Source organism: Sphingomonas sp. F9_3S_D5_B_2 (assembly GCF_054263715.1).
In genome coordinates this window covers 76,238-102,228 of record NZ_JBSZFB010000004.1, presented here as the reverse complement: position 1 = coordinate 102,228, position 25,991 = coordinate 76,238, and the positions used below count along the sequence as shown (strand labels likewise).

General features: G+C 66.1%; 29 protein-coding genes. 13 read left to right on the top strand and 16 right to left on the bottom strand.

Annotation, left to right across the window (positions count from 1 at the left end; genetic code table 11):
- Window positions 1-70 precede the first annotated feature (70 nt).
- Window positions 71-268 carry a hypothetical protein gene (locus tag ACUXST_RS11695; RefSeq protein ID WP_458390164.1) on the top strand — a complete coding sequence of 66 codons (198 nt, stop codon included), beginning with the start codon at window positions 71-73 and terminating at the stop codon, window positions 266-268.
- A gap of 5 nt (window positions 269-273) precedes the next feature.
- Here ACUXST_RS11695 and ACUXST_RS11690 read toward each other — a convergent pair whose 3' ends face one another.
- Window positions 274-1,545: an MFS transporter gene (locus tag ACUXST_RS11690; RefSeq protein ID WP_458390334.1), complete on the bottom strand. Its 1,272-nt coding sequence runs from the start codon at window positions 1,543-1,545 to the stop codon at window positions 274-276.
- Window positions 1,546-1,638: 93 nt separating this feature from the next.
- On the opposite strand from ACUXST_RS11690, the gene pgsA reads away from it, so the two are divergent.
- Both pgsA and katG read left to right on the top strand, forming a co-directional pair.
- Window positions 1,639-2,208 carry a CDP-diacylglycerol--glycerol-3-phosphate 3-phosphatidyltransferase gene (gene pgsA, locus ACUXST_RS11685; protein WP_458390163.1) on the top strand — a complete coding sequence of 190 codons (570 nt, stop codon included), beginning with the start codon at window positions 1,639-1,641 and terminating at the stop codon, window positions 2,206-2,208.
- Between the two features lie 110 nt (window positions 2,209-2,318).
- The gene (gene katG / locus ACUXST_RS11680) at window positions 2,319-4,547 is read left to right on the top strand and encodes a catalase/peroxidase HPI (protein WP_458390162.1); all 2,229 of its coding nucleotides are present in this window, start codon (window positions 2,319-2,321) and stop codon (window positions 4,545-4,547) included.
- Here the strand turns inward: katG and ACUXST_RS11675 are convergent.
- The gene (locus ACUXST_RS11675; RefSeq protein ID WP_458390161.1) at window positions 4,544-5,473 is read right to left on the bottom strand and encodes a hydrogen peroxide-inducible genes activator; all 930 of its coding nucleotides are present in this window, start codon (window positions 5,471-5,473) and stop codon (window positions 4,544-4,546) included. The two genes, katG and ACUXST_RS11675, sit on opposite strands and share 4 nt — an antisense overlap.
- A gap of 118 nt (window positions 5,474-5,591) precedes the next feature.
- On the opposite strand from ACUXST_RS11675, the gene ACUXST_RS11670 reads away from it, so the two are divergent.
- Window positions 5,592-6,137, top strand: a complete 546-nt coding sequence (locus ACUXST_RS11670) for a peroxiredoxin (RefSeq protein ID WP_458390160.1) — start codon at window positions 5,592-5,594, stop codon at window positions 6,135-6,137.
- Window positions 6,138-6,258: 121 nt separating this feature from the next.
- Window positions 6,259-6,777, top strand: coding sequence for a carboxymuconolactone decarboxylase family protein (locus tag ACUXST_RS11665; RefSeq protein ID WP_458390159.1), 519 nt, complete (start codon window positions 6,259-6,261; stop codon window positions 6,775-6,777).
- Window position 6,778: 1 nt separating this feature from the next.
- On the opposite strand, the gene ACUXST_RS11660 is transcribed toward ACUXST_RS11665, so the two are convergent.
- Window positions 6,779-7,513, bottom strand: coding sequence for a sulfite exporter TauE/SafE family protein (locus tag ACUXST_RS11660; protein WP_458390333.1), 735 nt, complete (start codon window positions 7,511-7,513; stop codon window positions 6,779-6,781).
- A gap of 236 nt (window positions 7,514-7,749) precedes the next feature.
- Here ACUXST_RS11660 and cysE point away from each other — a divergent pair, with 236 nt between their 5' ends.
- Entirely contained in the window at window positions 7,750-8,436 is a 687-nt protein-coding gene (gene cysE / locus ACUXST_RS11655) for a serine O-acetyltransferase (RefSeq protein ID WP_458390158.1), read from the top strand.
- A complete protein-coding gene (locus ACUXST_RS11650; protein ID WP_458390157.1) occupies window positions 8,433-8,774 on the top strand; it encodes a DUF2794 domain-containing protein in 342 nt (113 codons plus the stop codon). The genes cysE and ACUXST_RS11650 overlap by 4 nt, the downstream gene beginning before the upstream one ends.
- On the opposite strand, the gene ACUXST_RS11645 is transcribed toward ACUXST_RS11650, so the two are convergent.
- The 6 genes from ACUXST_RS11645 to ACUXST_RS11620 all read right to left on the bottom strand — a co-directional run bounded on the left by ACUXST_RS11645 (window position 8,755) and on the right by ACUXST_RS11620 (window position 14,300).
- Window positions 8,755-9,876, bottom strand: coding sequence for a hypothetical protein (locus ACUXST_RS11645; RefSeq protein ID WP_458390156.1), 1,122 nt, complete (start codon window positions 9,874-9,876; stop codon window positions 8,755-8,757). The two genes, ACUXST_RS11650 and ACUXST_RS11645, sit on opposite strands and share 20 nt — an antisense overlap.
- 74 nt (window positions 9,877-9,950) lie before the next feature.
- Window positions 9,951-10,319 (bottom strand): hypothetical protein, encoded by a 369-nt coding sequence (locus ACUXST_RS11640; RefSeq protein WP_458390155.1) that lies wholly within the window; start codon window positions 10,317-10,319, stop codon window positions 9,951-9,953.
- A 27-nt stretch (window positions 10,320-10,346) separates the two neighbouring features.
- Window positions 10,347-10,793 (bottom strand): DMT family transporter, encoded by a 447-nt coding sequence (locus tag ACUXST_RS11635; RefSeq protein WP_458390154.1) that lies wholly within the window; start codon window positions 10,791-10,793, stop codon window positions 10,347-10,349.
- A gap of 18 nt (window positions 10,794-10,811) precedes the next feature.
- On the bottom strand, window positions 10,812-11,915 hold the full coding sequence (locus ACUXST_RS11630) for an NADH:flavin oxidoreductase/NADH oxidase (RefSeq protein WP_458390153.1): 1,104 nt from the start codon (window positions 11,913-11,915) through the stop codon (window positions 10,812-10,814).
- 11 nt (window positions 11,916-11,926) lie between these two features.
- Complete coding sequence (locus ACUXST_RS11625) at window positions 11,927-12,925, bottom strand: LLM class flavin-dependent oxidoreductase (RefSeq protein ID WP_458390152.1); 999 nt, start codon at window positions 12,923-12,925, stop codon at window positions 11,927-11,929.
- 46 nt (window positions 12,926-12,971) lie between these two features.
- The gene (locus tag ACUXST_RS11620) at window positions 12,972-14,300 is read right to left on the bottom strand and encodes a serine hydrolase domain-containing protein (RefSeq protein WP_458390151.1); all 1,329 of its coding nucleotides are present in this window, start codon (window positions 14,298-14,300) and stop codon (window positions 12,972-12,974) included.
- 165 nt (window positions 14,301-14,465) lie between these two features.
- On the opposite strand from ACUXST_RS11620, the gene ACUXST_RS11615 reads away from it, so the two are divergent.
- Genes ACUXST_RS11615 through ACUXST_RS11600 form a run of 4 tightly spaced genes read left to right on the top strand, consistent with a single transcriptional unit; the run spans window position 14,466 to window position 17,625 of the window.
- Window positions 14,466-14,756, top strand: a complete 291-nt coding sequence (locus ACUXST_RS11615) for a lipopolysaccharide assembly protein LapA domain-containing protein (protein ID WP_458390150.1) — start codon at window positions 14,466-14,468, stop codon at window positions 14,754-14,756.
- On the top strand, window positions 14,753-15,457 hold the full coding sequence (gene pyrF, locus ACUXST_RS11610; protein ID WP_458390149.1) for an orotidine-5'-phosphate decarboxylase: 705 nt from the start codon (window positions 14,753-14,755) through the stop codon (window positions 15,455-15,457). The genes ACUXST_RS11615 and pyrF overlap by 4 nt, the downstream gene beginning before the upstream one ends.
- Window positions 15,454-16,311: an acetyl-CoA carboxylase, carboxyltransferase subunit beta gene (gene accD, locus ACUXST_RS11605; protein WP_458390148.1), complete on the top strand. Its 858-nt coding sequence runs from the start codon at window positions 15,454-15,456 to the stop codon at window positions 16,309-16,311. The genes pyrF and accD overlap by 4 nt, the downstream gene beginning before the upstream one ends.
- Before the next feature lie 18 nt (window positions 16,312-16,329).
- Window positions 16,330-17,625, top strand: a complete 1,296-nt coding sequence (locus ACUXST_RS11600) for a bifunctional folylpolyglutamate synthase/dihydrofolate synthase (protein WP_458390147.1) — start codon at window positions 16,330-16,332, stop codon at window positions 17,623-17,625.
- Here ACUXST_RS11600 and ACUXST_RS11595 read toward each other — a convergent pair.
- Entirely contained in the window at window positions 17,610-18,992 is a 1,383-nt protein-coding gene (locus ACUXST_RS11595; RefSeq protein ID WP_458390146.1) for an AmpG family muropeptide MFS transporter, read from the bottom strand. The genes ACUXST_RS11600 and ACUXST_RS11595 overlap by 16 nt on opposite strands.
- Window positions 18,993-19,053: 61 nt before the next feature.
- Window positions 19,054-19,479 (bottom strand): response regulator, encoded by a 426-nt coding sequence (locus ACUXST_RS11590; RefSeq protein WP_458390145.1) that lies wholly within the window; start codon window positions 19,477-19,479, stop codon window positions 19,054-19,056.
- Window positions 19,480-19,491: 12 nt separating this feature from the next.
- On the opposite strand from ACUXST_RS11590, the gene ACUXST_RS11585 reads away from it, so the two are divergent.
- Window positions 19,492-20,304 (top strand): pseudouridine synthase, encoded by an 813-nt coding sequence (locus ACUXST_RS11585; RefSeq protein ID WP_458390144.1) that lies wholly within the window; start codon window positions 19,492-19,494, stop codon window positions 20,302-20,304.
- Window positions 20,301-20,840 carry a 16S rRNA (guanine(966)-N(2))-methyltransferase RsmD gene (gene rsmD / locus ACUXST_RS11580; RefSeq protein WP_458390143.1) on the top strand — a complete coding sequence of 180 codons (540 nt, stop codon included), beginning with the start codon at window positions 20,301-20,303 and terminating at the stop codon, window positions 20,838-20,840. Before ACUXST_RS11585 ends, rsmD begins: the two co-directional genes overlap by 4 nt.
- On the opposite strand, the gene ACUXST_RS11575 is transcribed toward rsmD, so the two are convergent.
- The 5 genes from ACUXST_RS11575 to ACUXST_RS11555 all read right to left on the bottom strand — a co-directional run bounded on the left by ACUXST_RS11575 (window position 20,818) and on the right by ACUXST_RS11555 (window position 25,982).
- Window positions 20,818-21,210, bottom strand: a complete 393-nt coding sequence (locus tag ACUXST_RS11575; RefSeq protein WP_458390142.1) for a hypothetical protein — start codon at window positions 21,208-21,210, stop codon at window positions 20,818-20,820. The genes rsmD and ACUXST_RS11575 overlap by 23 nt on opposite strands.
- Window positions 21,211-21,276: 66 nt before the next feature.
- The gene (locus tag ACUXST_RS11570) at window positions 21,277-23,178 is read right to left on the bottom strand and encodes an acetyl/propionyl/methylcrotonyl-CoA carboxylase subunit alpha (RefSeq protein WP_458390141.1); all 1,902 of its coding nucleotides are present in this window, start codon (window positions 23,176-23,178) and stop codon (window positions 21,277-21,279) included.
- Window positions 23,175-23,663: a nuclear transport factor 2 family protein gene (locus ACUXST_RS11565; protein ID WP_458390140.1), complete on the bottom strand. Its 489-nt coding sequence runs from the start codon at window positions 23,661-23,663 to the stop codon at window positions 23,175-23,177. The genes ACUXST_RS11570 and ACUXST_RS11565 overlap by 4 nt, the downstream gene beginning before the upstream one ends.
- Entirely contained in the window at window positions 23,660-24,376 is a 717-nt protein-coding gene (locus ACUXST_RS11560; protein ID WP_458390139.1) for a CPBP family intramembrane glutamic endopeptidase, BDIM_20840 family, read from the bottom strand. The genes ACUXST_RS11565 and ACUXST_RS11560 overlap by 4 nt, the downstream gene beginning before the upstream one ends.
- 7 nt (window positions 24,377-24,383) lie before the next feature.
- Window positions 24,384-25,982: a carboxyl transferase domain-containing protein gene (locus ACUXST_RS11555; protein ID WP_458390138.1), complete on the bottom strand. Its 1,599-nt coding sequence runs from the start codon at window positions 25,980-25,982 to the stop codon at window positions 24,384-24,386.
- Window positions 25,983-25,991 lie beyond the last annotated feature (9 nt).

Genomic DNA, 25,991 nt, shown 5'->3' with positions numbered 1-25,991 from the left:
GTGGACGTGGTGAAAGCCGCGTTAAGGATTGCGTATGCAGCTCGCTCGATCAGGACTTGCATCCGGGACTGTGACCCGTCGCCGCCGGACGCCGTTCATGAACGAGCGGACCTGGCGCGTGGAAACCCGCTACTTCCTCAGTCCGCCGGGCGACGCACCTGCCGCGCCGCTGCCGCAAGCGCCGGCATCCAGCTTCGGCTCCGACCTGAAGCTGTTCGCGATGACGTTTCTCGCGGGGTTCCTCTTCGTTTCGATCCTGCTCGCCTGAGGCGATCAGTCGCAGGCGAGGTGCAGCTTGTAGCCGAGCCAGGCGGACACCAGGCACATCGCCGCGACCAGGAGCAGCTGGTGCGCCGGATCGACGCCGACCATCCCGAGACCCAGTGAAACGAGCAGGCCGATGACCATCGCGCCGCTGTTGACGATGTTGTTCGCGCCGACCGTCCGGGCAGTCTCGGATTTCGGGACGGTCGTCGTCAGGAAGGCGTAGAGCGGAACCACGAACATGCCGCCGCTGATCGAGACGCCGATCAGTGCCAGGATCATCAGTCCCGCGCTCGGGTGGAAGACGAAGTTGCCAAGGGTGGTGATCTCCGGGCCGTGCCGGCTCCAGGCCAGCGCGACGAAGTAGAAGAGCAGCACGAACAACCCCATCGCGATGACCGACGCGGGTGCGTAGCGCGCGGAAACCTCGCTCTTGAGCAGCCGGTTGATGGCGACGGACCCGATGGCGATGCCGATCGAGAAGATGGCCGTGAACATGCTGACGACCTGCTCGTCGGCGCCAAGGTAGTTCTTCACCAGGGGCGGGAAGATCGCGATCAGGACCGAGCCGATCGCCCAGAAGAAGCTGATCGAGCAGATGGCCAGGAAGAGGCGCGGGATGTGCATCGTCCCGTTCACCAGGTTCACCGAGGCGCGGAAGATGTTGCGGTCGAACGGGATGCGTTCGGCACTCGGCGGGGCGGGGGGCACCTGCCGGCCGACGAGTAGCCCCAACACTGCAATGCCGAGCGTCGCGGCGGCGGCGATCTGCGGTGTCGCCGCAAGCACGCCCGCAAGGATCGTGCCGCCGAGGATCGCGATATAAGTCCCGGCTTCGACCAGCCCCGTGCCGCCGAGCACCTCGTCGCGGCTGAGGTGCTGCGGCAGGATTGCGTATTTGATCGGCCCGAAGAACGTCGAGTGAATGCCCATCGCGAAGACCGCGGCGAGCATCAACGGTATGCTTGCGAAGACGATGCCGGCACCGCCAAGCGCCATGATGGCGATCTCGGCCAGCTTGATGATGCGGATCAGCCGTGCCTTGTCGTGGTCATCCGCGAGCTGTCCCGACAATGCTGAGAAGAGGAAGAACGGCAGGATGAACAGCCCTTGCGCGACAGCGCTGAACTGGAACTCCTTGGCCGGGTTGGAATAGAGCTGGTAGGTGACGAACAGGACGACGGCCTGCTTGAACAGGCTGTCGTTGAACGCGCCGAGGAACTGGGTCGCGAACAATGGCACGAACCGCCGCGAGCGCAGCAGGTGACTGATATTCTGGATCAACGGGGACGAGCAGTGGCGGCCATGGGCTTGGGCGCAGGGCATAGCCAGCTTTGCGCACGCCGCCAAACGCTATAACTGGGCGAACGCAAGATGCTGTCCTTACCCAACCTGCTGACGCTTTCGCGGATCTTCGCGGTGCCGATCCTCGTGTTCCTGCTGTGGAAGCCCGCGCAGTGGGACTATGCCGTCACCTTCGTCCTCTACTGCATCGTCGGCATCACGGATTACCTCGACGGCTACCTGGCGCGGGCGCAGGGTTTGACGTCGCGGCTGGGGCAGTTCCTCGACCCGATCGCCGACAAGATCATGGTCGCCGCGGTCCTCGTGATGCTGATGGCGAGCCGCAAGGCGGACGGTCACCCGCCCATCATCCAGGACTGGAGCGTCATCCCGGCGCTGATCATCCTGCTGCGCGAGATCATCGTGTCCGGCCTTCGCGAGTTCCTTGGTCCGCTGAACGTCTCAGTGCCCGTGAGCCGTCTCGCCAAGTGGAAGACGACGCTGCAACTGGTCGCACTCGGGGCGCTCATCCTCGGCAGCGCCATCCCCAATCAGGAGTGGGTCCACCAGGTGGGCATCGCAAGCCTGTGGGCTGCGGCGGCGCTGACCTTGGTGACGGGCTATGATTATCTGAGGATTGGCCTCAAGCACATGGACTGAGGCGGGTTCGACTAATCGATTTTGCCACCCGGGCTGACCGAGATTTGTCGTTTCCCTGACGGATGAGCCAGCGCCTAGGCGTCAGGCTGTAAAAAGGGAGAGAGCTGACAATGGACGCAAAGACCGGCGAATCGATGGGCTGTCCGGTAGACCGGCCAACCACAGTGCGCTCACTGCTGGGCCGGCAGAACCGCGACTGGTGGCCGGAAGCGCTGCCGATCGACATCCTGCATCAGGGCGGCGTCTCTCCCGACCCGATGGGCGAGGACTTCGATTACGCCGAGGCGTTCAACGCGCTGGATTATAACGCACTCAAGGCCGATCTCACTGCGCTGATGACCGACAGCCAGCCCTGGTGGCCGGCCGACTACGGACATTACGGGCCGTTCTTCATCCGCATGGCCTGGCACGCGGCGGGCACCTACCGCACGGCGGACGGCCGCGGCGGCGCGAACAGCGGGCAGCAGCGCTTTGCCCCGCTCAACAGCTGGCCGGACAACGGCAACCTCGACAAGGCGCGCCGGCTGCTTTGGCCGATCAAGCGCAAATACGGGAAGAACATCAGCTGGGCCGACCTGTTTATCCTGGCCGGCAACGTCGCAATCGCAAGCATGGGCGGCCCGGTGTTCGGCTTCGGCGGCGGACGCCCCGACGTGTTCGAACCGGAACGGGACATCTACTGGGGCGCCGAGGAGAAGTGGGTCGAGGCCGAGGAAACTCGCATTCAGCCCGAGCGGGAGATGGAGCTGGAGCATCCGCTTGCGGCAATCCAGATGGGCCTCATCTACGTCAATCCGGAAGGACCGGGCGGCAACCCCGATCCGCTGCAGTCCGCACGCGACATCAAGGTCACGTTCGAGCGCATGGCGATGAGCCACGAGGAAACGGTCGCGTTGACCGCCGGCGGCCACACCTTCGGCAAGGCCCACGGCGCCGGCGACCCGAGCCTCGTCGATGCCGCGCCGGAGGGCGCCGACATCGCTCTGCAGGGGCTTGGGTGGGCAAGCGCGCACGAGAGCGGCTTCGGCGAGCACACGATCACCAGCGGCATCGAAGGATCGTGGGTGAACACGCCGACGCAATGGTCGGAGAATTACTTTCGGCTGCTGCTCGACTACGAATATGAGCTGGTGCGGAGCCCGGCGGGCGCCAAGCAGTGGCAGCCAATCAACCAGAAGCCCGAAGACATGGCCCCGGCGGCGCACGACCCGTCGAAGCGGGTGCCAACGATGATGACGACTGCCGACATGGCCCTGAAGATGGATCCGGAGCTGCGGGCGATATCGGAGAAATTCCGGCACGATCATGAGGCGTTCAAGGATGCGTGGGCGCGCGCCTGGTTCAAGCTCACGCACCGCGACATGGGACCGAAGGTCCGCTACCTCGGTCCGGAAGTCCCGGCCGAGGACCTGATCTGGCAGGATCCGGTTCCCGCCGGCCGCATGCCTTCGGACGGCGACATCGCCGCGTTCAAGAACAAGGTCCTGGAGGCAGGGCTCACCATTGGGCAGCTGGTGAAGACCGCCTGGGCTTCGGCGTCGACCTACCGGCGTTCCGACCATCGCGGCGGCGCCAACGGCGCGCGCATCCGGCTTGCGCCGCAGAAGGATTGGGCCGTTAACGAGCCTGAAGAGCTCGGCCGCGTGCTCGCCATGATCGACGAGCTTCGCGGACCATTGTCGATGGCCGATGCAATCGTCCTCGCCGGCACGGCAGCGGTGGAGAAGGGCGCCCGCGATGCGGGCTTCGCGGTCGACGTCCCGTTCACCGGCGGCCGCGGCGACGCGACGCAGGAATGGACCGACGCCGAGAGCTTCGAGGTCATGGACCCCGCGGCTGACGGCTTCCGCAACTACCTGAAGACCAAGCATTCAGTTCGGACCGAGGAGCTGCTCCTGGACCGTGCCTCGCTGCTCGGGCTGTCCGCGCCGGAGATGACTGTCCTTCTCGGCGGGCTGCGCGTGCTGGGCGCCAACCACAAGGACGCGGCCGAAGGGGTGTTCACGAAGCGCAAGGGCCAGCTGACCAACGACTTCTTCGTCAACTTGCTCGACAATGACACCTTCTGGAAGGTTGTCGACGAGAGCGCGGACGAGGAGTTCATCGGCTACGATCGCGGCGGCCAGCAGGAGAAATGGCGGGCGACGCGAACGGACCTCATCTTCGGGTCGAACAGTCAGCTTCGCGCGACGGCTGAGGTCTATGCGGAGAAGGGCAACGAAGAGAAGTTCGTGCGCGACTTCGTCAAGGCGTGGACCAAGGTGATGAACGCCGACCGCTTCGACGTGCCGCAGACATCCGACCTCAAGGAGCCGGTCGGGATCGCCGAGCCGGCCTAGGCGACCGCCTTCGAGGCTGGCCGAAGCTGGGTCATGATCCGCTGCAATGCGGTCGCGAGCAGACGGAACTCGTTCTCGCGCGCGCTCGATCGGCGCCAGATCAGGGCGATGCTGCGGTACGAATGATCCGAGCTTAGCGGCAAGGCATCGACGCCGGTGTTCGCAAGGATGCCGGCCTCGATCGCCATGCCGGGGACGAAGGTGACGCCCAGGCCATTGTCGACCATCTGCACCAGCGTGTGGAGCGAAGTGCCCATCATTTCCGCATGGGCGCGAAGCTCCGGCCGGTTACAGGCGGACAGCGCATGGTCCTTGAGGCAGTGGCCGTCCTCAAGCAGCAGGAGCCGGTTCTCGTCGATATCGGCGGCGGCAACCGACGCCCCCTTCGGCGCCTCCCCGCGCGGGTAGGCGACGTAGAGCGGATCGTCGAACAGCGGCGCGCTGTCGACCTCACCGCAACTGAACGGCAGCGCCAGGAGCACGCAGTCGAGCTGGCCGCGGCTCAGCGCCTCGCAGGCCGCCGTGCTGGTTTCCTCGCGGAGGTAGAGCTTGAGCTCCGGCCATTGCTCGCGAAGGCGTGGCAGCATCGTTGGTAGCAGGAACGGCGCGATGGTCGGGATGACCCCCATGCGCAGCTCGCCGTGGAGCGGGCGGCCCTGCGCGCGTGCCATTTCGGCAAGCTCTTCGGTCTCGCGGAGAACGGCGACGGCCTTGCCGGCGATCTTCTCGCCAAGCGGCGTGAAGCGGACAACGCGGCGGGTCCGTTCCACCAGCGTCAGGCCGAGTAGGGTCTCGAGCTCACGGAGCCCCGCCGACAGGGTCGACTGGGTGACGAAGCACGCGTCGGCGGCCTTTCCGAAGTGCTCGAAACGCCGCAGCGCGACGAGATATTGCAGCTGCTTAACGGTCGGAAGGTGGACCATCATTGATCGATAATTCCAATCACTGGTAGCCGTATAATGAACTTGAACGATGGAAACCAGATACCTAGATGGCCCTCGTCAGTTACGCTGCACTGCAGCAAACCCAGGAGGATTCGACTACATGCTTACCGTTGGTGACAAGATTCCGGCGCTCAAGCTTCCGGTTCAGCAGGGCACGTCCGCGCTGCCGGCCGGCGAGACGATCGATCTCGGCGAGACCGGCGGCAAGTGGAAGGTTCTGTTCTACTGGCCGAAAGACTTCACCTTCGTCTGCCCGACCGAGATCGTCGGCTATGGCGAGCTCAAGAATGATTTCGAGGATCGCGATGCCGAGCTGATCGGCGCGTCGACCGATACCGCCCACGTTCACTTCGCGTGGCGCCGCTCGGACGAGGAGCTCGCCGGTGCGGACTTCCCGTGGATCGCCGATAACAAGAAGGAACTCGCGGAGTCGCTCGGCATCCTCGATCGCGAAGAGGGCGTCGCCTTTCGTGCGACCTTCATCATCGATCCGGACAACGTGATCCAGCACGTCACGGTCAACGGCCTCAACGTCGGCCGCAACCCGGCGGAGACGCTGCGCGTGCTCGACGCGCTGCAGACGGACGAGCTTTGCCCGTGCAACTGGACGCCCGGCGAGGAAGTCCTGAAGCCGCAGGCCGCCTAACCAGTTCCTCGCCAGAGCGCGAGGGCCAGCCGCCGGTTTCTCCCCCTGGAACCGGCTGGCGTCAGGGGGCGGGCTTCCCCAGGTCCGCCCCCTTTTTCATTTGAGAATTTCGGAGAAGAAGATGTCTCTCAAGCAGTTCGCCGACACGCTTCCGGAATATGCCAAGGACATCCGGCTCAACCTGGGCTCGATCCTCAGCGACCAAATCATGGGCGCCGAGCGCAAGCTAGGGCTGCTGCTCGCTTGCGCCCATGGCTCCGGCTATCGGCCGCTGGTCGCCGCGGCCGAAGCCGAGATCGAGGGCAAGTTGTCGGACGAGGTCGCGAACGCTGCACGCGGTGCCGCCGCAGTGATGGGGATGAACAACGTCTATTATCGCTTCGTCCACCTGGTCTCGAACCCGGAGTACGGTACCAAGCCGGCGCGGCTGCGGATGAACTTCATTGGCCAGCACGGGATCTCGAAGGATGACTTCGAGCTGTTCAGCCTGGCAGTCTCGGCCATGAACGGCTGCGGCATGTGCATCGACAGCCACGAGCGCATCCTGCTGGAGCATGGCGTCAAGCCGGACACCATCCAGGCCGCGGTTCGCATTGCCGCCGTCATGAAGGCGGCGGCGACGGTCCACGCAACGCTCTAGGTCAGCTCCACAGCAGCCGGATAGCAACGATCAGCAGGGTCGTCGCGAGCACCAGGCGAAGCGCATTGTCGGACACCTTGTGGGCAAACATGCTGCCGACGATGATGCCGGGGATCGATCCGATTAGAAGCGCCATCATCAGCGTCAGGTCGACCGATCCGATCAGCCAATGGCCGATGCCGGCGATCAGCGTCAGCGGCACGGCGTGGGCGATGTCACTGCCAGCGATGCGCGCGACCGGCAGGCGCGGATAGAGCATCAGCAGGGCAGTGGTGCCGAGCGCGCCGGCGCCGACCGACGTGACCGAGACGAGGATGCCGAGCACGGCGCCGAGTACGACCGTCCAGCCGGAGATCCTGCGCGTTCCGGCATGGTCGACGCGTGGACCCGCCCAGCGCAGGAACACCGGCCGGAAGTAGATCGAAATGCTGGTCAGGACCAGGACCGTGCCGAGCATCAGGTCGAGGACTCCGGCCGCATGTTCGGCCAGGGTGCCCACCCGGCTCATCACGAATATGGTCGCAATCGCCGTCGGCACGCTGCCGCTTGCAAGCGCGGCGACGATCCGCCAGTCGACGCTCTTTCGGGATCCGTGGACCGCGGTGCCGACCGATTTGGTCACTGACGCGTAGAGCAGGTCGGTGCCGACCGCGGTCGCCGGGTGGAAGTTGAACAGCAACACGAGGATCGGGGTCATCAGCGAGCCGCCGCCGACGCCGGTCATCCCGACCAGCATCCCCACGAAGAAACCGGCGAGCGAGTAGAGCGGATTGTAGGCCGAAAGGATTGCCGTCCCCCTTGTTACGCGATCAGCGGATGCTGAAGAATGGAACGCTTCAACCCTCGCACGCTCCGGATGTGCCGAACGGGCGTCGGCAGAGCAAGTTGCGTGGCAATTGTCGATTTGCCCCCCGCTGGTATTTGCGCTGGGCCGCACTTAGATTGGGGCGGCAACCACAAGAGGTGCTCCGTTTGCAGTCCGGGCTCTTCGCCTACCTCGACTCCGTCAAATCCCGCGATCCGGCGGCACGCTCCCGTTGGGACGTGCTGTTCTATCCGGGCGTGTGGGCGCTTGGGCTGCATCGGCTCGCCCATTGGCTGTGGGAAGGGCGGCTATTCTTCCTCGCGCGGCTGGTGAACCATTTCGCGCGCTTCCTGACGGCGATCGACATCCACCCCGGCGCGACGATCGGCAAGCGGTTCTTCCTGGACCACGGCTTCAGCGTCATCGGTGAAAGCGCGACGATCGGCGACGACGTCACCATCTACCAGCATGTGACTCTCGGCGGCACCAACCCGACGACCGGTGTCGGCGGCAAGCGCCACCCGACCATCCGGAACGGGGTCGTGATCGGATCGGGAGCGCAGGTCCTCGGCCCGATCGAAGTCGGCGAAGGCGCCAAGATCGGCGCCAATTCTGTGGTCACCAAGGACGTGCCGCCGGCGGTGACGGTGGTCGGCATTCCCGCACGGGCCGTGCCGCTCGACGCCATTCATTACAGCCCCGGCTTCATTCCCTATGGAACGCCGTTCGGCGAGGACGTCGATCCGGTGCGCGCACGCATCGCGGAGCTTGAACTGGAGCTCAAAGAACTCCGCAAGGAAATGGCGACGCTGAGGACGTCCTGTCAGCCGCGTCCGAAGGCGAAGAGCGCTTGAGCATCGTCGCTCCGTTCCCGTCGCCCGCGAACCGCCGTCCGATTGCCAGCTTCGACCGCAAGGAGCTGATGCGGATCATGGACCTGTACGGACGCATGGTGACTGCCGGCCACTGGCGCGACTACGCGCTGCGCATCGATCCTGAGGTCGCAATCTTCGCCGCCTACCGCCGCCACACCGAGCGGCCCGAAGTGCGCATAGAAAAACGCCCCGCGCTTCGGTTGAAGCAGGGGGCGTTCTCTTTGATCGGTGAGCAGGGTCAGCTGCTCAAGCGGGGCCACGACCTTGCCGGCGTGCTTGCCCCGCTTGAGCGGCGTCTCATGCGGCTGGTTGACTGACGCTCATCGCCGGCCGGTCGAGGATCGGCAGATAGTTCTGCAGCCCCGACGGAAGCGGACGTACGATCATCGCCCGGGCCTGGTGCCAGAAGGCCGATAGCAGGAGCAGCGCGGAGCCGATGACCAAAGCGGTCAGTGCAATGTTGAGCTGCACCGCACCGAACTGCCGGAACAACTCGCTGAGCGCGTAGAGCACGTAGGCCAGGGCCGAGACGAGCAGGGCCCGGCGGTCGATCGCAAGCGCAGTGACGCCCAGCACGACATACAGCAGGACGACGATCACGCCTTCGCCGAGCGTTGCATTGCCGTCGTTGAGCCCGAGGAGGGTGAAGACCGGATGCACGATCATCGGCGCCGCCAGCAGGTGAAGCCAGAAGGCGACGTCCGACCGGCGCGTCAGGCGGCCGCGGTCGGAACTGTCCCACCACATGGCGAACAGGAACATGCCGACGCCGAGCACGAGGACGAGGCCGAGGATGAAGTTCTTCATCGCTTCGCCTTCGACGTTGACGAAGCCAAGGACCACCGCAACGAACAGCCCGGCGACGGTCGCCGCGCCTGCGGCAACGGTGATCGGCACGTGGAAACGGCGCCAGTGCAGCCATGCGGCTCCGGCGGCGACGGCCGTACTGGCCGCGACGACGGTGGATGCGAGTGCCTGCGCATTATCCTCGAACGGCGCTGGACCGATCAGTTGCACAAGCAGGAAGCCGGTCGTCGCCAGCACACCGCCCACGAACGCGAGCAGAAGCAGGATCGAGGGCAGGGCCATCCGTCGGCGCGCAGTGAAGAACAGGGCCAGCCCCCAGGCAGTCGCTGCGACGAACAACGGCATGAGGAAGCTGGGCCCGGTGTCGCCGTTATCGCTGACGATCAGCCCGGTCGCCTGACCGATCGATTGTCCGATCCAGCCGACGGCGAACAGCAGGATCGTCGCGGCGATGGACACGAAGATATCGTTGAACCCGGTGAGCAGACGGAACTGCTCCTCGTCCGGTATGGCAGACCGCCGGCTTTCGACGTGCGCGCGCAACGCGGCGGCGGCATCCCCGGTGATCGCACCGGCCGCGACGGCGTCGTCGAGCTCTTGCTGAGAGTACATATTGGCTCCTCCTGTTGCGACAGGATATGCCTAGTGTATTAGAGTGTCAACACAGCATGCCACAGCGTTGGTCTCTACCGGCGCGCCTGCCGGTGTTGCATCTGCCGGACGCGGACCGGCGGGGGCGCAGCCAGAGAAGCGTTGCGGATGCAGTGGTCGAAGCCGAGCCAGTCGACTCGCTGATAACCGCGGCCGGCGTTGCGGTTGCACAGCTGGACCTTCCACGCCGGCGGGTGCTCCTTGCGCACGAAGCCAAGCGCCTTCTTCATGGCCTTCCGCTGCACGTGAATGCACTGCGAGTCCCACCGGCAGGTGAGCCCGATGGTGAGGAAGCCGGGTTCGGTCAGCGGCGGCTGGGCACTGGCTGGCGCCGGCGCGCACAGGAGGAGGGCTGCCGAAGCAACCGCAGTCCACTTCACGCCGTCGGCTAATCCAAACACCATTGCCGTCCACAACGCTTGAGGGACGATTCAGCCTCTTCGCACCAGCCAGGCGCCGAGGAAGACCAGCACGACACCCCCAACGCGCGTAAGTGTCACCGGGTGCCGTGCCATTCCGAGCAGGCCGTAGTGGTCGAGGACGATGGCGCCCGCGAGCTGCCCGGCAACGGCGGCCGTGAGCAGGACTCCGACGCCGAGCCGCGGCGCAGCGAAAGCAGCCACGCCGACGAAGAAGGCGCCGTAGAGCCCGCCCGCCCACGCATACCAGGGAACGTGGCGAAGCCCCGGAGCGAACAGGCGCCCGGAGGTCCCGGCGACGGCCGCGCCGAGCGCGACGGAGCCAACCAGAAATGAAATGAACGCGGCGACGATCGCGGACCCCGACGCTTTTCCGAGGATGGCGTTGGTCGGCGCCTGCACGGCCATCAGGCTGCCGGCGATGAAAGCAAGCAGCAGGGGGATTGTGGCGGGGCCCATTGCGCCGCCTTTAGGCGATCATTCGGCCAAGTCGAACAGCGCGCGATATTGCCGCGGCTGCGAGCGCAGATACTGCGGCGGTGCCTTCACGCTCGCTCCCAGGTGGGCAGCGGCATGCCACGGCCAGCGCGGGTCATATAGGACGCCCCGAGCAAGTGCGATCATGTCCGCGTCGCCGGTGCCGACGATCGCTTCCGCCTGCTCGAAGTCCGTGATGAGGCCGACCGCAACGACCGGGATGCCAACCGCCTGCTTGACCGCGCGGGCGAGCGGCACCTGGTAGCTTGGGCCGACCGGGATCTTCTGGCGCGCATCGACGCCGCCGCTGGACACGTGGATCGCAGCGCAGCCGCGGGCTTCGAGCGCCTGAGCAAAGGCAATCGTCTGCTCGACGTCAAAACCGCCCTCGACCCAGTCCGTGGCCGAGACGCGCATCGTGACCGGACGATCGCTCGGGAATGCGGCGCGGACGGCGTCGAACACTTCGAGCGGGAAACGCATCCGGTTTTCGAGGCTGCCGCCATATTCGTCAGTTCGCCGATTCGAGAGCGGCGACAGAAACTGGTCCAGCAAATAGCCATGCGCGCCGTGAAGCTGGACGAAGGCGAGGTCGAGGCGTGCAGCGCGGCGCGCGGCGTCGGCGAAAGAATCGCGAAGGCGCGTCAGCCCGGCGGCGTCCAGCTCCAGCGGCGGGTTCTCGTCTTCGAGGAACGGAACAGGTGAGGGAGCAACCGTCTGCCAGCCGTTCTCTTCGCCGGGCGCGATCTGCTTGCCGCCGAACCACGGCTTGTCGGTCGATGCCTTGCGCCCGGCATGGCCGAGCTGGATGCCGATCGGCATGTCGGACCAGCGGCGGACGCTTTTCAAGACGCGCGCCATCGCGGCCTCGTTCTCGTCCGACCACAGGCCAGTATCGCCCCAGCTGATGCGGCCTTCCGGTGTCACCGACGTCGCCTCGATTGTCAGCAAAGCCGCGCCGGAAAGGGCGAGATGGCCAAGGTGGATCGTGTGCCAATCGGTCATGCATCCGTCTTCGGCCGAATATTGGCACATCGGCGCGATGACGATGCGATTGGTCAAGCGAAGGCCGCCAACGTCGAGCGGGCTGAACAGAGCGGACATGGGGTTCCTTATCAGGCGGGAAGACGTTCGGTTTGGCGTACGGCGTCCATCAGGAGCTCGTAGGATCGGACCCGGGCCCCCGCGTCGAAGATCTGCGACGTGATCATCAATTCGTCGGCGCCGGTCCGTTTGACGAAGGCTTCGATCTCACGGGCGACGGTGGCCGGGCTGCCGATCGCCGAACTGGAGAGCACGCTTTCGAGTATTGCTCGCGCCTGCATCGGCAGCGCTTCCCGATAGCCGGGCTGCGGCGGGGGCAGCTGCGTGGGGTGGCCGGTCCGCAGCGCGACAAACGCTTGCTGGACCGAGGTCGCGAGCAACTGCGCTTCCTCGTCCGTGTCGGCCGCGAAGACGTTGAAGCCGAGCATCACGTACGGCTTGTCGAGCTGCGCGGACGGTTCGAAGCGCTCGCGGTAGACGTGGATCGCCTCCATCATCATCTGCGGCGCGAAGTGCGAGGCGAACGCGTACGGCAAGCCGAGCATGGCGGCGAGCTGCGCTCCGAACAGGCTCGAGCCGAGGATCCAGATCGGGATGTTCAGCCCTTCGCCCGGTATGGCGCGGACGCGGCTGTTTTCGCCTTGGAAATATTTGGTCAGCTCGACCACGTCGTTCGGAAACTGGTCGGCGTCCGAATTGAGACTGCGCCGCAGTGCGTAGGCCGCGGCCTGGTCCGTGCCCGGTGCGCGCCCGAGGCCGAGGTCGATGCGCCCGGGATAGAGCGACTCAAGCGTTCCGAACTGCTCGGCAATCGTCAGCGGCGCGTGGTTGGGAAGCATGATGCCGCCTGCGCCGATGCGGATGCGGCTGGTCTGCGAGCCGACGTAGGCAAGCGCGACAGCCGTCGCCGCGCTGGCGATGCCCGGCATCGAGTGGTGCTCCGCCATCCAGAAGCGGTTGTAGCCGAGGCGCTCGGCAGCCTGGGCAAGCTCGGCGCTGGCACGCAGCGACTGACCCGCGTCGCCGCCCTGAATGATCGGCGACAGGTCGAGCACGGATAACGGTATCATCGCGTGCAAATCGGGGGTGCAGGGGCGCTTTTCAACGCCCAGCGGCTCAGCCTCGGGCCGCGGCTCCGCGGATCGGACCGGCCGCGGCGACGTTCGGTGCTTCTTCCTCGCCTTCCGGCTGCGGCGCGGTGCCCGGCTGCGAACTGCTGTCGACGCCCAGCCAGTCGCGGAAGGGCAGGTGATAGAGCTGGTCCATCACTTCGAACTCGAGCCCGCCGGGCTGCCAGGTGTCGCTGTTCCAAAGCGCGACGACGCCGCTCTTGGTCTGCGGGTCGAACAGGATGAAGGAGCGATAGCCGCGGATGCCCCCGCGGTGTCCGATAATGTGGTGGCCGGCATAATCGTAGCTGCGCCAGCCGAGCCCGTACCAGGCGGTGCCGACCCGTTCGAGGAACTTGCGAAGGCGGCCGCGCTCACCGGGCGTGACGACGTACTGACCGTGCACCGTGTCCAGCAGCTTGGCGTCGAGCACGTCGGGCATTTCGCCCATCTGGGCTTCCATCCACAGCGACATGTCCTTGATGTTGCTGTTGATTCCGGCGGCGGCGGGGACCTTGTAATAAGTGTCGACCATTGGCCACGGACGGCGGCCGGAGCTGTGCGGCCGAGCCCAGCTGCGGTTCGATTCAAGGCCGACCATCGAGACACTGCCGCTGGTCATTCCGATCGGATTGAACAGGTAGCGCTTGACCGCCTGCTCGTATGGCAGCCCCGTGATCCTCGAGACCATCTCGCTCGATGCGTCATAGGCGACGTTCTGATACGCCCAGCAGGTGCCGGGGGCGCACACCGCGTCGAGCTGGCCGAGACTCCTTCGAAGCACGCTCGGATCCTCGCCTTCCTCGAGCTTGTTCGCATAAGCGTCTCGGTAGATGCCCAGGCGGTGCGACAGCAGGTCGATGACGTTGGCGCGATATTCGTTGCCGCCCGGAAGCTTCAGATCAGGCGCGTAATTGGCGACGGGTGCCTGGAGGTCGATCTTGCCCTGTTCGGCAAGCTTCGCGACCATCGTCGCGGCAACACCCTTCGAGACCGATGCCCAGCGGAACACCGTGTCGGGGGTGACGGGATCGCCGGAGCCCTTGAGGGTCTCGCCATATCCCTTGAGGAAGGTGATGCGGCCGTTCTCGACGACCCCGACCGCGAGCCCGACCATCGCGGGCTTGGTCATCAGCCGCTGCAGCCGCTGGTCGAGGAGCCCGTAATCGACATTGCGCCGGGACTCGGTCGAAAGCGCGGCCAGCCGAAGGTGCGCCTGGGTGATCTGCGGCGACTGGGCCGATGGAGTAGGATTGCTTTGCGGCCGGGTCGCTAGAAGGGCACCGCCGCCGACCAGCGCAAGCGCGCCGAAACCGATCTTCGTTGATAAGCGCAAAAATTCTTCTCCCCGACCCCAGGCTCGCTCTGAACGCTGGCGCCAATCGCCTCAACGCCGCTGCGTCACGGGTGCGGTGAAGCGACTCTGAGGCGCGACGAACGTCGGCTATGCTGGCCATGCGACAGCGCCTCGCCTAAAGGCGCGGCAGGAGCTTTTGGCCGAATGCAATTCCTCAAGACCCTCTTCTGGGTTCTCGTCGCGGTCCTGGTCGCGCTGTTCGCCTGGACCAACTGGAACCCCGTAACCCTGAACCTTTGGACTGACATCCAGGCCGAGACCAAGCTGCCAATGCTGGTCTTCGTCGGTTTCGTCATCGGATGGCTGCCGACCTGGCTGATGATGCGGGCGCGGATCTGGACGCTTCGGCGTCGCGTCGAAGCGCTGGATCGCCAGCGCACGATGGCCGTTGCGCCCGCCGCAGTGCCTGTCGATGAAGCGGAGCCGGCGCTGTGAAGCCCATCTTCGTCGCCATCGACACGCCTGACATCGTCAGGGCCGAGACGCTTGCCCGCGCGGTTCGCGAGCATGCCGGGGGACTGAAGCTCGGCCTTGAGTTCTTCTCCGCCAACGGACCTGACGGCGTCGCGCGGCTTTCGGAAGCGGGGCTGCCGGTGTTCCTCGACGTCAAGCTTCACGACATTCCGAACACGGTGGCGAAGGCCGTGGACGCACTCGCGCCGTTGCGGCCCGCAGTGCTGACAGTGCATGCCGCCGGCGGCAGGGCGATGCTTGCGGCCGCGAAGGCTGCGGCTGACCCGGACACCAAGGTGGTTGCAGTGACGCTGCTCACCAGTCTCGACCAGGCGGACCTTGCAGCGACGGGCGTGCAGTCGTCCCCGGCGGAGCAGGTGGCACGGCTAGCGGCGCTCGCACGCGGGTCCGGCGTCGACGGGATCGTGTGCTCGGGAGCCGAAGTCGCCGCCGCGCGGGATGCATGGGGCGACGGAGTCTTCGTCGTTCCGGGAGTGCGTCCGGCCGGCGGCGAGGTCGGGGATCAGAAACGGGTCGTGACGCCCCGACAGGCGCTCGACGCAGGCGCCTCGATCCTGGTGATAGGGCGGCCTATCACGGGCGCTGCGGACCCGGAGCGGGCGATCGGCGAAATCGCCGAGAGCCTTGCTCTCGAAAGCCAAGAGATGGGGACCTCACGATGAGCTGGCTCAGCCGAGTGAAGAGCGGCATTCCCTTCCTGCCCAAGCGGCAGACGGTGGAGAACCTGTGGCACAAGTGCAGCCGTTGCGGGACGATGGTGTTCCTCAAGGAATGGGAAGAGAATTACAGCGTCTGCCCGCGCTGCGACTTCCACGACCGGATCGGTCCCAAGCAGCGGTTCGAGCAGCTGTTTGACGCCGCGGCCTATGAGCTTCTGCCCGCGCCCGACGTGCGCGAGGATCCGCTGCGTTTCCGCGACAGCAAGCGCTACGTCGACCGGCTCAAGACCGCCCGAACGACGACCGGCGAGCGCGACGCGCTCCTTAACGCGCGGGGCAAGATCGAAGGGCAGGCGGCGATCGTCGGTGTCCAGGACTTCGCGTTCATGGCAGGATCGATGGGCATCGCCGTGGGTGCGGCCTTCGTCGCCGGCGTTCGCGCGGCAATCGCCGACAACTGCCCGTACATCCTGTTCACGGCGGCCGGTGGCGCGCGCATGCAGGAGGGCATTCTCAGCCTGATGCAGATGCCGCGCAGCACGGTCGCACTCGATGAGCTGAAGGAAGCGGGGCTGCCCTACATCGTCGTGTTGACCGATCCGACGACCGGCGGCGTCACGGCTTCCTACGCGATGCTCGGCGACGTGCAGCTTGCCGAGCCAGGAGCATTGATCGGGTTCGCCGGCCAGCGCGTCATCGAACAGACCATCCGCGAGAAGCTGCCCGAGGGCTTCCAGCGGGCCGAATATCTGCTCGAGCACGGGATGATCGACATGGTCGTTCCGCGCGGCGAGCTGAAGCAGAAGCTCGCCTTACTGATCGGCTATCTTGCTCCGGAGACCGCGCAAGCGGCCTGACGTCCGCGGCGGCACTCAATGGATTTCGCCCGCTCCTCGAACCGTGACGTTCAGGCGCAGCTCGACCGCCTCGCGAAGCTGTCTCCAGCCGGCGATCGATTGGGCCTCGACCGCATCCGTGAACTTCTCGAACGGCTTGGACGTCCGCAGGATCGGCTGCCACCGGTGTTCCACGTCGCCGGGACCAACGGCAAGGGTTCGACCTGTGCCTTCCTTCGCGCGGCGCTTGAGGCGTCGGGGCACAGCGTCCACGTTTTCACCAGCCCGCACCTGGTCCGCTTCAACGAGCGCATCCGTGTCGCGGGACGCCTGATCGACGACGAGACGCTCGCCGCGCTGCTCGCCGAAGTCGTGGATGTCGGCGCGGGAAATGAACCGAGCTTCTTCGAGGTGGCCGCCGCAGCTGCGATCCTTGCGTTCGCGCGCACGGCTGCGGACGCGTGCATCCTGGAGGTCGGGCTTGGCGGCCGGCTCGACGCCACCAACGTCATCGACCATCCGCTGGTCACCGGCATCGCCAACCTCGCCCTCGACCACCAGCAATTTCTCGGCGACCGGCTGCCGGATATCGGCGCGGAGAAGGCCGCCATCGCCAAGCCCGGCGCTCCGCTGATCACGCAACTCTACCCGCCGGCGGTCGGCTCGCGCGTTTCGGAAGTTGCGGCGCAGGCAGGGACCGTCTGGCTCCCGCGAGGCGGCAAGTGGGACGCGATCGTCAGCTCCGGCAAGCTCCGCTACCGCGACGAACGCGGTGCGCTCGTTCTGCCCATTCCGCGATTGCTGGGACGTCACCAGTCGATGAACGCGGCGCTCGCCGTCGCCATGCTTCGGCACCAGGACCGCTTGCGCGTGCCGACGGCTGCGCTGGTTGCGGCGATGGGCTGGGCCGACTGGCCGGCGCGGCTTCAGCATCTGGCGCCCGGTCCGTTGGTCGGCGACCGCGAGGTCTGGCTCGACGGCGGGCACAACCCGTCTGCCGCGCGGCAGGTCGCGTCATTCGCCCGGCGCGCCTGGGCGGATGGGAAGCCGCTGCACATGGTATTCGCGAGCCTGGCGACCAAGGACCCGCCGGGGATGCTGCAGCCGTTCCGCGGAGTCGCGGCGCACATCCATGCTGTGCCGATCCCCGATCACGCCTGCTTCGACTCTCACGAGCTGGTCGAGATTGCCGGCGAGCTCGGCTTCACCGCCGAGATGCATGACGACGTTGCCGACGCACTCGCCGCCACCCCCGCGGATGCGCGGGTGCTGATCTTCGGGTCGCTGTACCTCGCGGGATCGGTCCTTGCCGAAAACGATCAGGTGCCGGACTGAACGGGCCGGCCGGTTTCCTCGTCCGGATGCTCCGCCCGAACGTCGCCGCTGCCTGAAACGCCCGCGCTGCCGATCGACTGGTCGATCAGGCCGGCCCGCATCATGAACCAGAACAATACGATGCCGGGGACGGCAGCCGCCGTCGTCAGCAGGTAGAAGTTCACATAGCCCATGTTGTCGATCAGCGCTCCCGCCGTGGTGCCGGTCAGGAAGCGTCCGACGATGCTCGCCGCTGCCGAGATCAGCGCATATTGCGAGGCCGTGAACCGAAGGTCGCAGAGCGCCGAGAAGTACGCGACCACGCAAACGCCGCCCACGCCGCTAGCCGTGTTCTCGAAGCCGATCGCGGCTGCCATGCCGAGATTGCTGTGACCGCTCATCGCCAGCAGCGCGAAGCCGAAGTTCGATACGCCCATCAGGATCAGGCTGATCAGGACCGACCGCTTCATGCCAAGCTGAGCGTAGAGAATGCCGCCGATGAAGATGCCGACGAGATAGGCCCAGAAGCCGACGCCGACGTCGTAAAGCGCGATCTCGTCATTCGTGAACTTCAGATCGTCAAAAAGGAGGCGGAAGGTAAGGTTCGCCAGCGTGTCCCCGATCTTGTGCAGCAGGATGAACAGCAGGACGAGGAAGGCGCCCTTGCGCTGGAAGAACTCCAGGAACGGGCGCCAGACTGCTGCGACCGCATCGCTGACCCCTTTGGTGCGGGCGCGTTCGCGGCGGCGTTGCGGCTCGCCCATGACGAGGGCGGTGAGCATTGCGGGGAGGGCGAGTGCCGCACAGGCGAGATAAGCGGCCGTCCAGCCGGATCGGGCGGCGACGACCAGTGCGATGGCGCCCGCGCCTGCCGAGCCGATCCGCCAGCCATATTGCGACATCCCTGAGCCGACGCCGAGCTGGCGCGGTTCAAGAATTTCGATGCGGTAGGCATCGATGACGATATCGAAGCTGGCCCCCGCAATCCCGACGAGGATTGCGGCGGTGACAATGGAGCCGACACCGTTGGCCGGGCTAGCGAAGGCGAGGTTCGCAACCGCGGCAATGACCAGCGCTCCGGTCACGAGCATCCACGAGACGCGCTGCCCCAGACGGCCGATGACCGGCAGCCGGACGCCATCGACGATCCACGCCCAAAGGAATTTGAAATTGTACGCGAGGAATACCAGCGTGAATGCGGTGATCGTCGACTTGTCGATTCCGCCCTGCTTCAGCCGCGTGGTCAGCGTCGCGCCGATCATCGCATAGGGGAAGCCGGACGACATGCCGAGGAACAGCGAGGCTAGCGGCGCCGCCTCCGTGTAGGGCCGCACTCCTGCCGGCAGAGCGCTACGCCATCCGCGTGAATCCTCAGCTGCACTTGCCATTCGCTACTCCAGATCGGTCGGGATCTGATGTTAGCAGTCGCTCGGCGGCTGGCTAGTCCGGCTATTCCCGCGTGAACAGCTGAAGACCCTTGGGTGGTTTGACCTCTTCGCCCTGGAGGTGCCGGTCGACGCAGTCGATGGCGCTTTTCAGCTGCCGGTCGGTGTAGGGCTTCATCAGGCAGCCGATCGCGACCGTCTGCGCTTCCGGATAGGGCTGGCCGGTCGCAAACAGGGTGGGGATGCCGCGCTGCTGGGCGGCGCGAGCGAGGTCGATGCCGGTCTGCTGGCTGGCGAGGCGGACGTCGCTGAGAATCAGGTCGATCTCGCCTTTGTCGAGCACTTCGAGCGCCTTGTCGTAGGCGTCGCAGGTGCCGACGATCTCGTAACCGGCGTCGCAGAGCATCGTTTCATTGTCGAAAGCCGTCAGCGGCTCGTCCTCGACGATAAGGATCCGCTTGACGACACGCTTCGGCTTGCTGAACAGCATCGGGACCCCACCATGACTCTGCCACCGCAACGAACGAAGCGTGCTACAGTGCCGCGCCGCCGCCATGATCGGCGAAGCGTGCCTCCGCCGCAACGGGAACGCGAAGGTGGGCCGCAGCGGATTGCCAAGCTGATGGCTCGGGCCGGAGTTGCCTCCCGCCGCGAAATCGAGCGGATGATCGCCGAGGGTCGAGTGGCCCTGAATGGTGAAAAGCTGACGACGCCGGCTACCTTGCTGGAAGATCTAAGCGGAGTGACGGTCGACGGAAAGGCCGTCCGGCCCGCGGCGGAGACGCGGCTGTTCCGCTTCTACAAGCCGCAGGCGACGTTGACCGCCGCCAGCGATCCGAAGGGCCGGCCGACGATCTATGACCGCTTGCCGCCCGGCTTGCCGCGGTTGATGCCGGTGGGGCGTCTCGATTTCATGACGGAGGGGCTGCTGCTGCTCACCAACGACGGCGCGCTGAAGCGGCAGCTCGAGCTTCCAAAGACAGGGGTGGTGCGGACTTATCGGGCGCGGGCGTTCGGGCTCGTCAGCCAGGCACAGCTGGAGGACCTCGCCGACGGCGTGACGATCGAGGGCATGCACTACGGCTCGATCAACGCGAACCTGGAACGGCGCACCGGCCGCAATTGCTGGATCGAGCTGAGCCTTACAGAGGGCAAGAACCGCGAGGTGCGGCGAGTGCTGGCGCATCTGGGCCTGCAGGTGTCGCGCCTGATCCGGACTTCCTACGGGCCCTTTACCGTGGAAGGCCTCGATGCGGGCCAGGTCGACGAGGCGTCACCCGGAGAGCTGGAGGCATTCCGAAGGACGCTGCGGTGAGAATCATCGCCGGGCAGTGGCGCGGACGTCCGCTCGACGCGCCGCCGGGGCAGGGAACACGCCCCACGGCCGACCGCGTTCGCGAAACCCTGTTCTCAATGCTGACCGGCCGTCTCGGCACCTTCGAAGAGCTTCGGGTCGCCGATCTGTTCGCCGGGAGCGGGGCACTGGGACTGGAAGCCTTGTCGCGAGGAGCGGCGTTCGCTTCATTCGTGGAGAACGACCGGGGAGCCGCCGCTGCCATCCGGCGAAACGCCGAGCGGCTCGGGGCCGCGGAGCGCATTCGCATCCTCGGCGGCTCGGCGCTGGCGTTGCCCGCATCGGAGCCGTTCGACGTGATCTTCGCCGATCCCCCTTATGCCGCTCGATCGGGGAGCGCGGTGGTCGAGGCCGTGGCGCGCGCAGGGTGGCTGGCGCCGGGCGGTTGGATGAGCGTTGAAACCGGCCGCACCGACGAGGTCGCCGCGGCCGGGTTCGAAGTCGATGCGAGCCGGGTGATCGGCCGTGCGAAGGTTACGCTTCTGCGTCGGCTTTAGGCTTCGAGGCTTTCCGGACTTCCTCGAATTCGGTGCTCAGGCGGCGGCCGATTGCTGCTGCGGCGGCCTTGCCCGCTTCCTTGACCGCCTTGCCGGCGCGCTTGCCGCGCACGGCGTCGTCGCCGGCGCCGCGGCTGCTGAAGCCATGTTCGGCGAGCGCGGCGAGCGCGGCCGTTGCGGCCACGGCGAGCAGGTCGGCCACGAGGGGACTCTGGAGCAGCTTGATGAACGCCTCGCCGGCGGCGCCGGCCGTGCTTGAGCTGGACGAGCCGTCGGTGGAGCCGCTGCTACTCTCCGAGCCGCCGGAGGAAGTCTTCGTCACCGCCTTCGAGCTTTCGCGGTCCTTGGTGCCTGTCGCCGATTTCGCCATTGCCGATCTCCTTGAATGGGTTTGCAGGCTTAACTCACCGGCGCCGAAGCGTATCCGCGCGGCAGGTCAGGTCGTTGCCGGCTCAGGCTCGACGCGGACCAGCAGCGTGCCCTCGGTCACCTGCGCGCCAGCCGTCGCGGCAAGCTCCGTCACCGTCCCGTCGAACGGCGCCGTCAGCGCATGCTCCATCTTCATCGCCTCCAGCGTAAGCAAGCGTTGTCCCTTGGCAACCTTTTCGCCTTGCGAAACCTCGACCCCCGTCACCTTCCCGGGCATAGGCGCTTCGATGTCGCCGTCGTGAGTGCCGTGGGATGCGCCGGTGCCCCGCGCCTCATCTGCCTCGATGAGGTAAGCCGCGCCGTCGGCGAAGTAGAAGTCACCGAGCCACGGCCACTGCGCGGATTGGTCGTGAAAATCTGACGCGGCGTCGAGCTTTGCCTCAACAGTGCGGGCGGCTCCGTTCACGCGAAGTCGCACCTCGAGTTTCCGCGGAGCGTTCAACCGGAACCCACGCGAAATCCGGCTCACTCCCGTTTGGTCGAACGGCACGTCATTCCACGCAAGATTATCCGCAGCGGCTTCCAGCAGCGCGCTGCTCGGCTCCGGCGGCGCGATCAACTCGTCTTCCCTGGCGGCAATGAGCGAGGTCGTCATCGTTCCCGCGACGACAGAGCTGTCGCGCAAGAGCCGTGCGAGAAACCATGCGTTGCTCTTAACTGGCGCGCAGATGACCTGGCTGCAGGCCTTCGCCAGCATTTCGAGAGCCGATCCGCGATCCGGTCCATGCACGACCATCTTCGCGATCATGGGATCATAGAATGGAGAAACCTGATCCCCCTCCTCAACGCCGGTCTCGATACGCGAGCCGCTCGCGAAACGCAGGTAATCGAGCTTGCCGACACTTGGCAGGAACCCCTTCGCCGGGTCCTCCGCGTAGAGCCTTGCTTCCATCGCCCAGCCGTTGATCGACAGCTCATCCTGCCGCTTGGGTAGCGGCTCGCCGGACGCAACCCGCAGCTGCCATTCCACCAGGTCCTGGCCGGTGATCCCCTCGGTGACCGGGTGCTCGACCTGGAGGCGGGTGTTCATTTCCATGAACCAGATGCGGTCGGGACGCAGGCCCTCTGTTGCGTCGGCGATGAACTCGATGGTGCCGGCGCCTTCGTAGCTGACCGCCTGCGCGGCGCGGACGGCGGCCCCGCAGACGGCCTCGCGCGTCGGCTCGTCCATGCCCGGAGCGGGCGCTTCCTCGATCACCTTCTGGTGACGACGCTGGAGCGAGCAGTCGCGCTCGAAGAGATGGACGACGTTGCCGTGGCCGTCGCCGAACACCTGCACCTCGATGTGGCGCGGGGAGAGGACGTATTTCTCGATCAGCACGCGGTCGTCGCCGAAGCTGCTCGCCGCCTCGCGCTTGGCGCTGTCGAGCCCGTCGTCGAACTGCTCCGGAGCATCGACCCGGCGCATGCCCTTGCCGCCGCCGCCCGCGACCGCCTTGATCAGCACCGGATAGCCGATCGCGTCCGCTTCCGACTTGAGGTGCGCCGAGTCCTGGTTTTCGCCGAGATAGCCGGGGGTCACGGGAACGCCGGCTTCCTGCATCAGCTTCTTGGCCGCGTCCTTGAGGCCCATGGCGCGGATGCTCGCCGGCTTCGGTCCGACCCAGATCAGCCCGGCATCGATCACCGCCTGAGCGAAGTCGGCGTTCTCGGAGAGGAAGCCGTAGCCGGGGTGGATTGCCTCCGCGCCGGTATGCTTGGCGGCCGCGATGATCTTGTCGCCGACGAGATAGCTCTCACGCGCCGGGCTCGGCCCGATGCGCACCGCCTCATCCGCCATGCGCACGTGCAGGGCCTTGGCGTCCGCATCGGCATACACGGCAACCGTTCGGACGCCGAGCTTGCGCGCCGTGCGGATCACTCGGCAGGCGATCTCGCCGCGGTTGGCGATGAGGAGAGATTTTATCACTGGGCGGGGCATTCCGTCGTTCGTACTGACCAGCTCGCGTCGGCGATCTTCCAGCCGCTGCTGTCGCGGACCAAATTGAAGTGATCGGTGCCGCAGTGATCGAGCTTGCCGTTAACGAGGAAAACGAAGCTCCCCCAGACCATCGCCACGCTGCCGTCGCTCTCGATTGCCGGGTCGATCAGGCGCTCCTCCATCGAATCATGACTGGTGCTGACGCGCTCAACCAGCTCGCTCCAGGTGCGACGCTGCACCGTGCGCGAGCCGTTCGGCCCTTCAGTGACGATGCTCGCGCCGCCATTTGGAATCAGAAGCGCCGTGATTGCAGCGCCGTCGTGCGCGGCGATGCCGGCGAACAGAGCATTGATGGGCTGCAGCACCGCCTGTTCCTGAGCCTCGGGCGCGGGGATCGGCCCCGCCCGCGGCAATCGGCCAGAGGTCGTCTGGGCAGCAAGCGCGAGGAAGAGCGAGATGACTGAGGTGATCATAGGAACAGACCGATCGAGTTGCCGAAATTGTGCATGATGACGGGAAGCAACAGGCTGCCCGTGCGATAGCGGACCCATATTGCAACGAACGACGGCCCAGCCGTCAGCGCGAAATACAGCGGGTCGAACGAGAACGCGCCGCCGCCATAGCCGAACGCATGGACGAGGCCGAAGGCGACGCTGCTCAGGACCGCGCCCCAGCCCCAGTCGACGCCCAGGAAGCGGATGCGGCCGCGGAACGCCTGATCGAAGGCGAACAGGAGGATGCCGCGAAAGAAGGGCTCTTCCTCTAGGCCCGGAAGCGTGAGCTGGAACGCATAATCTTCGGGTTTCGCGGCGTCGGCGGGAAACAGCGAAGCGAGCAAGACAAAGATCGCACAATAGAAGAGTGCGACCGGAATCGCGCTTCGAAGGCTGCCTTCGCGATGCGCAAGTGTCAGGCCGACACGCCGCCACCCGAACATGGGCACGCTTGCAATCGCCAACGTGCCCGCGAGCGCCAGCACCTTGCCCGTCCAATTATAGCTCAGGTCGGGAAGGCGCGGGACCAAGCCGTAGAAGCGCGAGAGAAGCAGGTTGTTGATGACGAGCAAGGCAATGCCCGCCAGCAGCCAACGCAGGTCGAAACGACGTCGCGTTGCCAAGCCGAGCAGCAGCCCAAGACCGAGCACGACGAGCTCAGTTGCAACATCAGTGGTCTGAGAGTCCGTCAACCCGAACTCACATCCTGAACACGCCGAACTGCGGCCGGTCGGGGATCGGCGCGTTCAGCGTTGCGGCGAAGGCCAGGCCGAGGACGTCGCGGGTCTGGGCGGGGTCGATGATGCCGTCGTCCCACAGCCGCGCGGTGGCGTGCCAGGGATTGCCTTCACTGTCGTACGTTTCGCGGATCGGTTGCTTGAAGGCTTCGGCCTGCTCGGGCGTCCAGCTGTCGGCGTCGCGGTGGACGGTGGCCAGCACGCTTGCCGCCTGCTCGCCGCCCATGACGCTGATGCGGCTGTTCGGCCAGGTGAACAGGAAGCGCGGTGAGTAGGCGCGGCCGGCCATGCCGTAATTGCCTGCGCCGAAGCTGCCGCCGATCAGCACAGTGATCTTGGGCACCTGCGCAGTGGCGACGGCGGTGACGAGCTTGGCGCCGTGCTTGGCTATCCCCTCCGCCTCGTACTTGCCGCCGACCATGAAGCCCGAGATGTTCTGCAGGAACAGCAAGGGCGTGCGGCGCTGGCAGGCGAGCTCGATGAAGTGCGCGCCCTTGACCGCGCTCTCGCTGAACAGGACGCCGTTGTTGGCGAGGATCGCGACGGGCATGCCCCAGATGTGCGCGAAGCCGCAGACTAGGGTGCTTCCGTAGAGCGGCTTGAACTCGTGGAACTCGCTGCCGTCGACGATCCGGGCGATGATCTCGTGCACGTCGTACGGGGCACGGACGTCTTCCGGGATGATGCCGTAGAGTTCTTCGCAGTCGAACAGGGGCGGGCGCGGTTCGCGCGTGTCGATCGCAGTAGGCGTCGCAGGCAGCGTGCTGACGATGTCTCGGACGATGGTCAGCGCGTGCTCGTCGTTCTCGGCGAGATGGTCGACGACACCGCTCTTGCGCGCGTGGAGGTCGCCGCCGCCCAGATCCTCGGCGCTGATTCCCTCGCCCGTCGCCGCCTTCACCAGCGGGGGCCCGCCGAGGAAGATCGTGCCCTGGTTACGGACGATGACGCTCTCGTCGCTCATTGCCGGAACGTAGGCGCCGCCCGCGGTGCAGCTGCCCATGACGCAGGCGATCTGCGCGATGCCCTTCGAGGACATCTGCGCCTGGTTGTAGAAAATCCGGCCGAAGTGGTCGCGGTCGGGAAAGACTTCCGCCTGGTGCGGCAGGTTGGCGCCGCCGCTGTCGACCAGATAGACGCAGGGCAGGCGGTTCTGCTCGGCAATCTCCTGCGCGCGCAGGTGCTTCTTGACGGTCATCGGATAGTAAGTGCCGCCTTTGACCGTCGCGTCGTTGCAGACGATCATCACCTGCCTGCCTGACACGCGGCCGATGCCGGCGATGATCCCTGCGCCGGGCACTTCGCCCTCGTACATGTCGCAGGCGGCGAGCTGGCCGATTTCGAGGAATGGCGAGCCGGGATCGAGCAGCCGCTCGACGCGGTCGCGGGGCAGCAGCTTGCCGCGGCTGACGTGACGCGCGCGGCTCTTCTCATTGCCACCGAGCGCTGCGCGCGCGACATCGGCGCGCAGCTTCTGCGCGAGTTCGCGATTGTGCGTGGAACGGTCGCGAAACGCGTCGCTGTCCGTCGCCACCTTGCTGTCGATGCGTGGCGCGCTCATGCCCCTGTG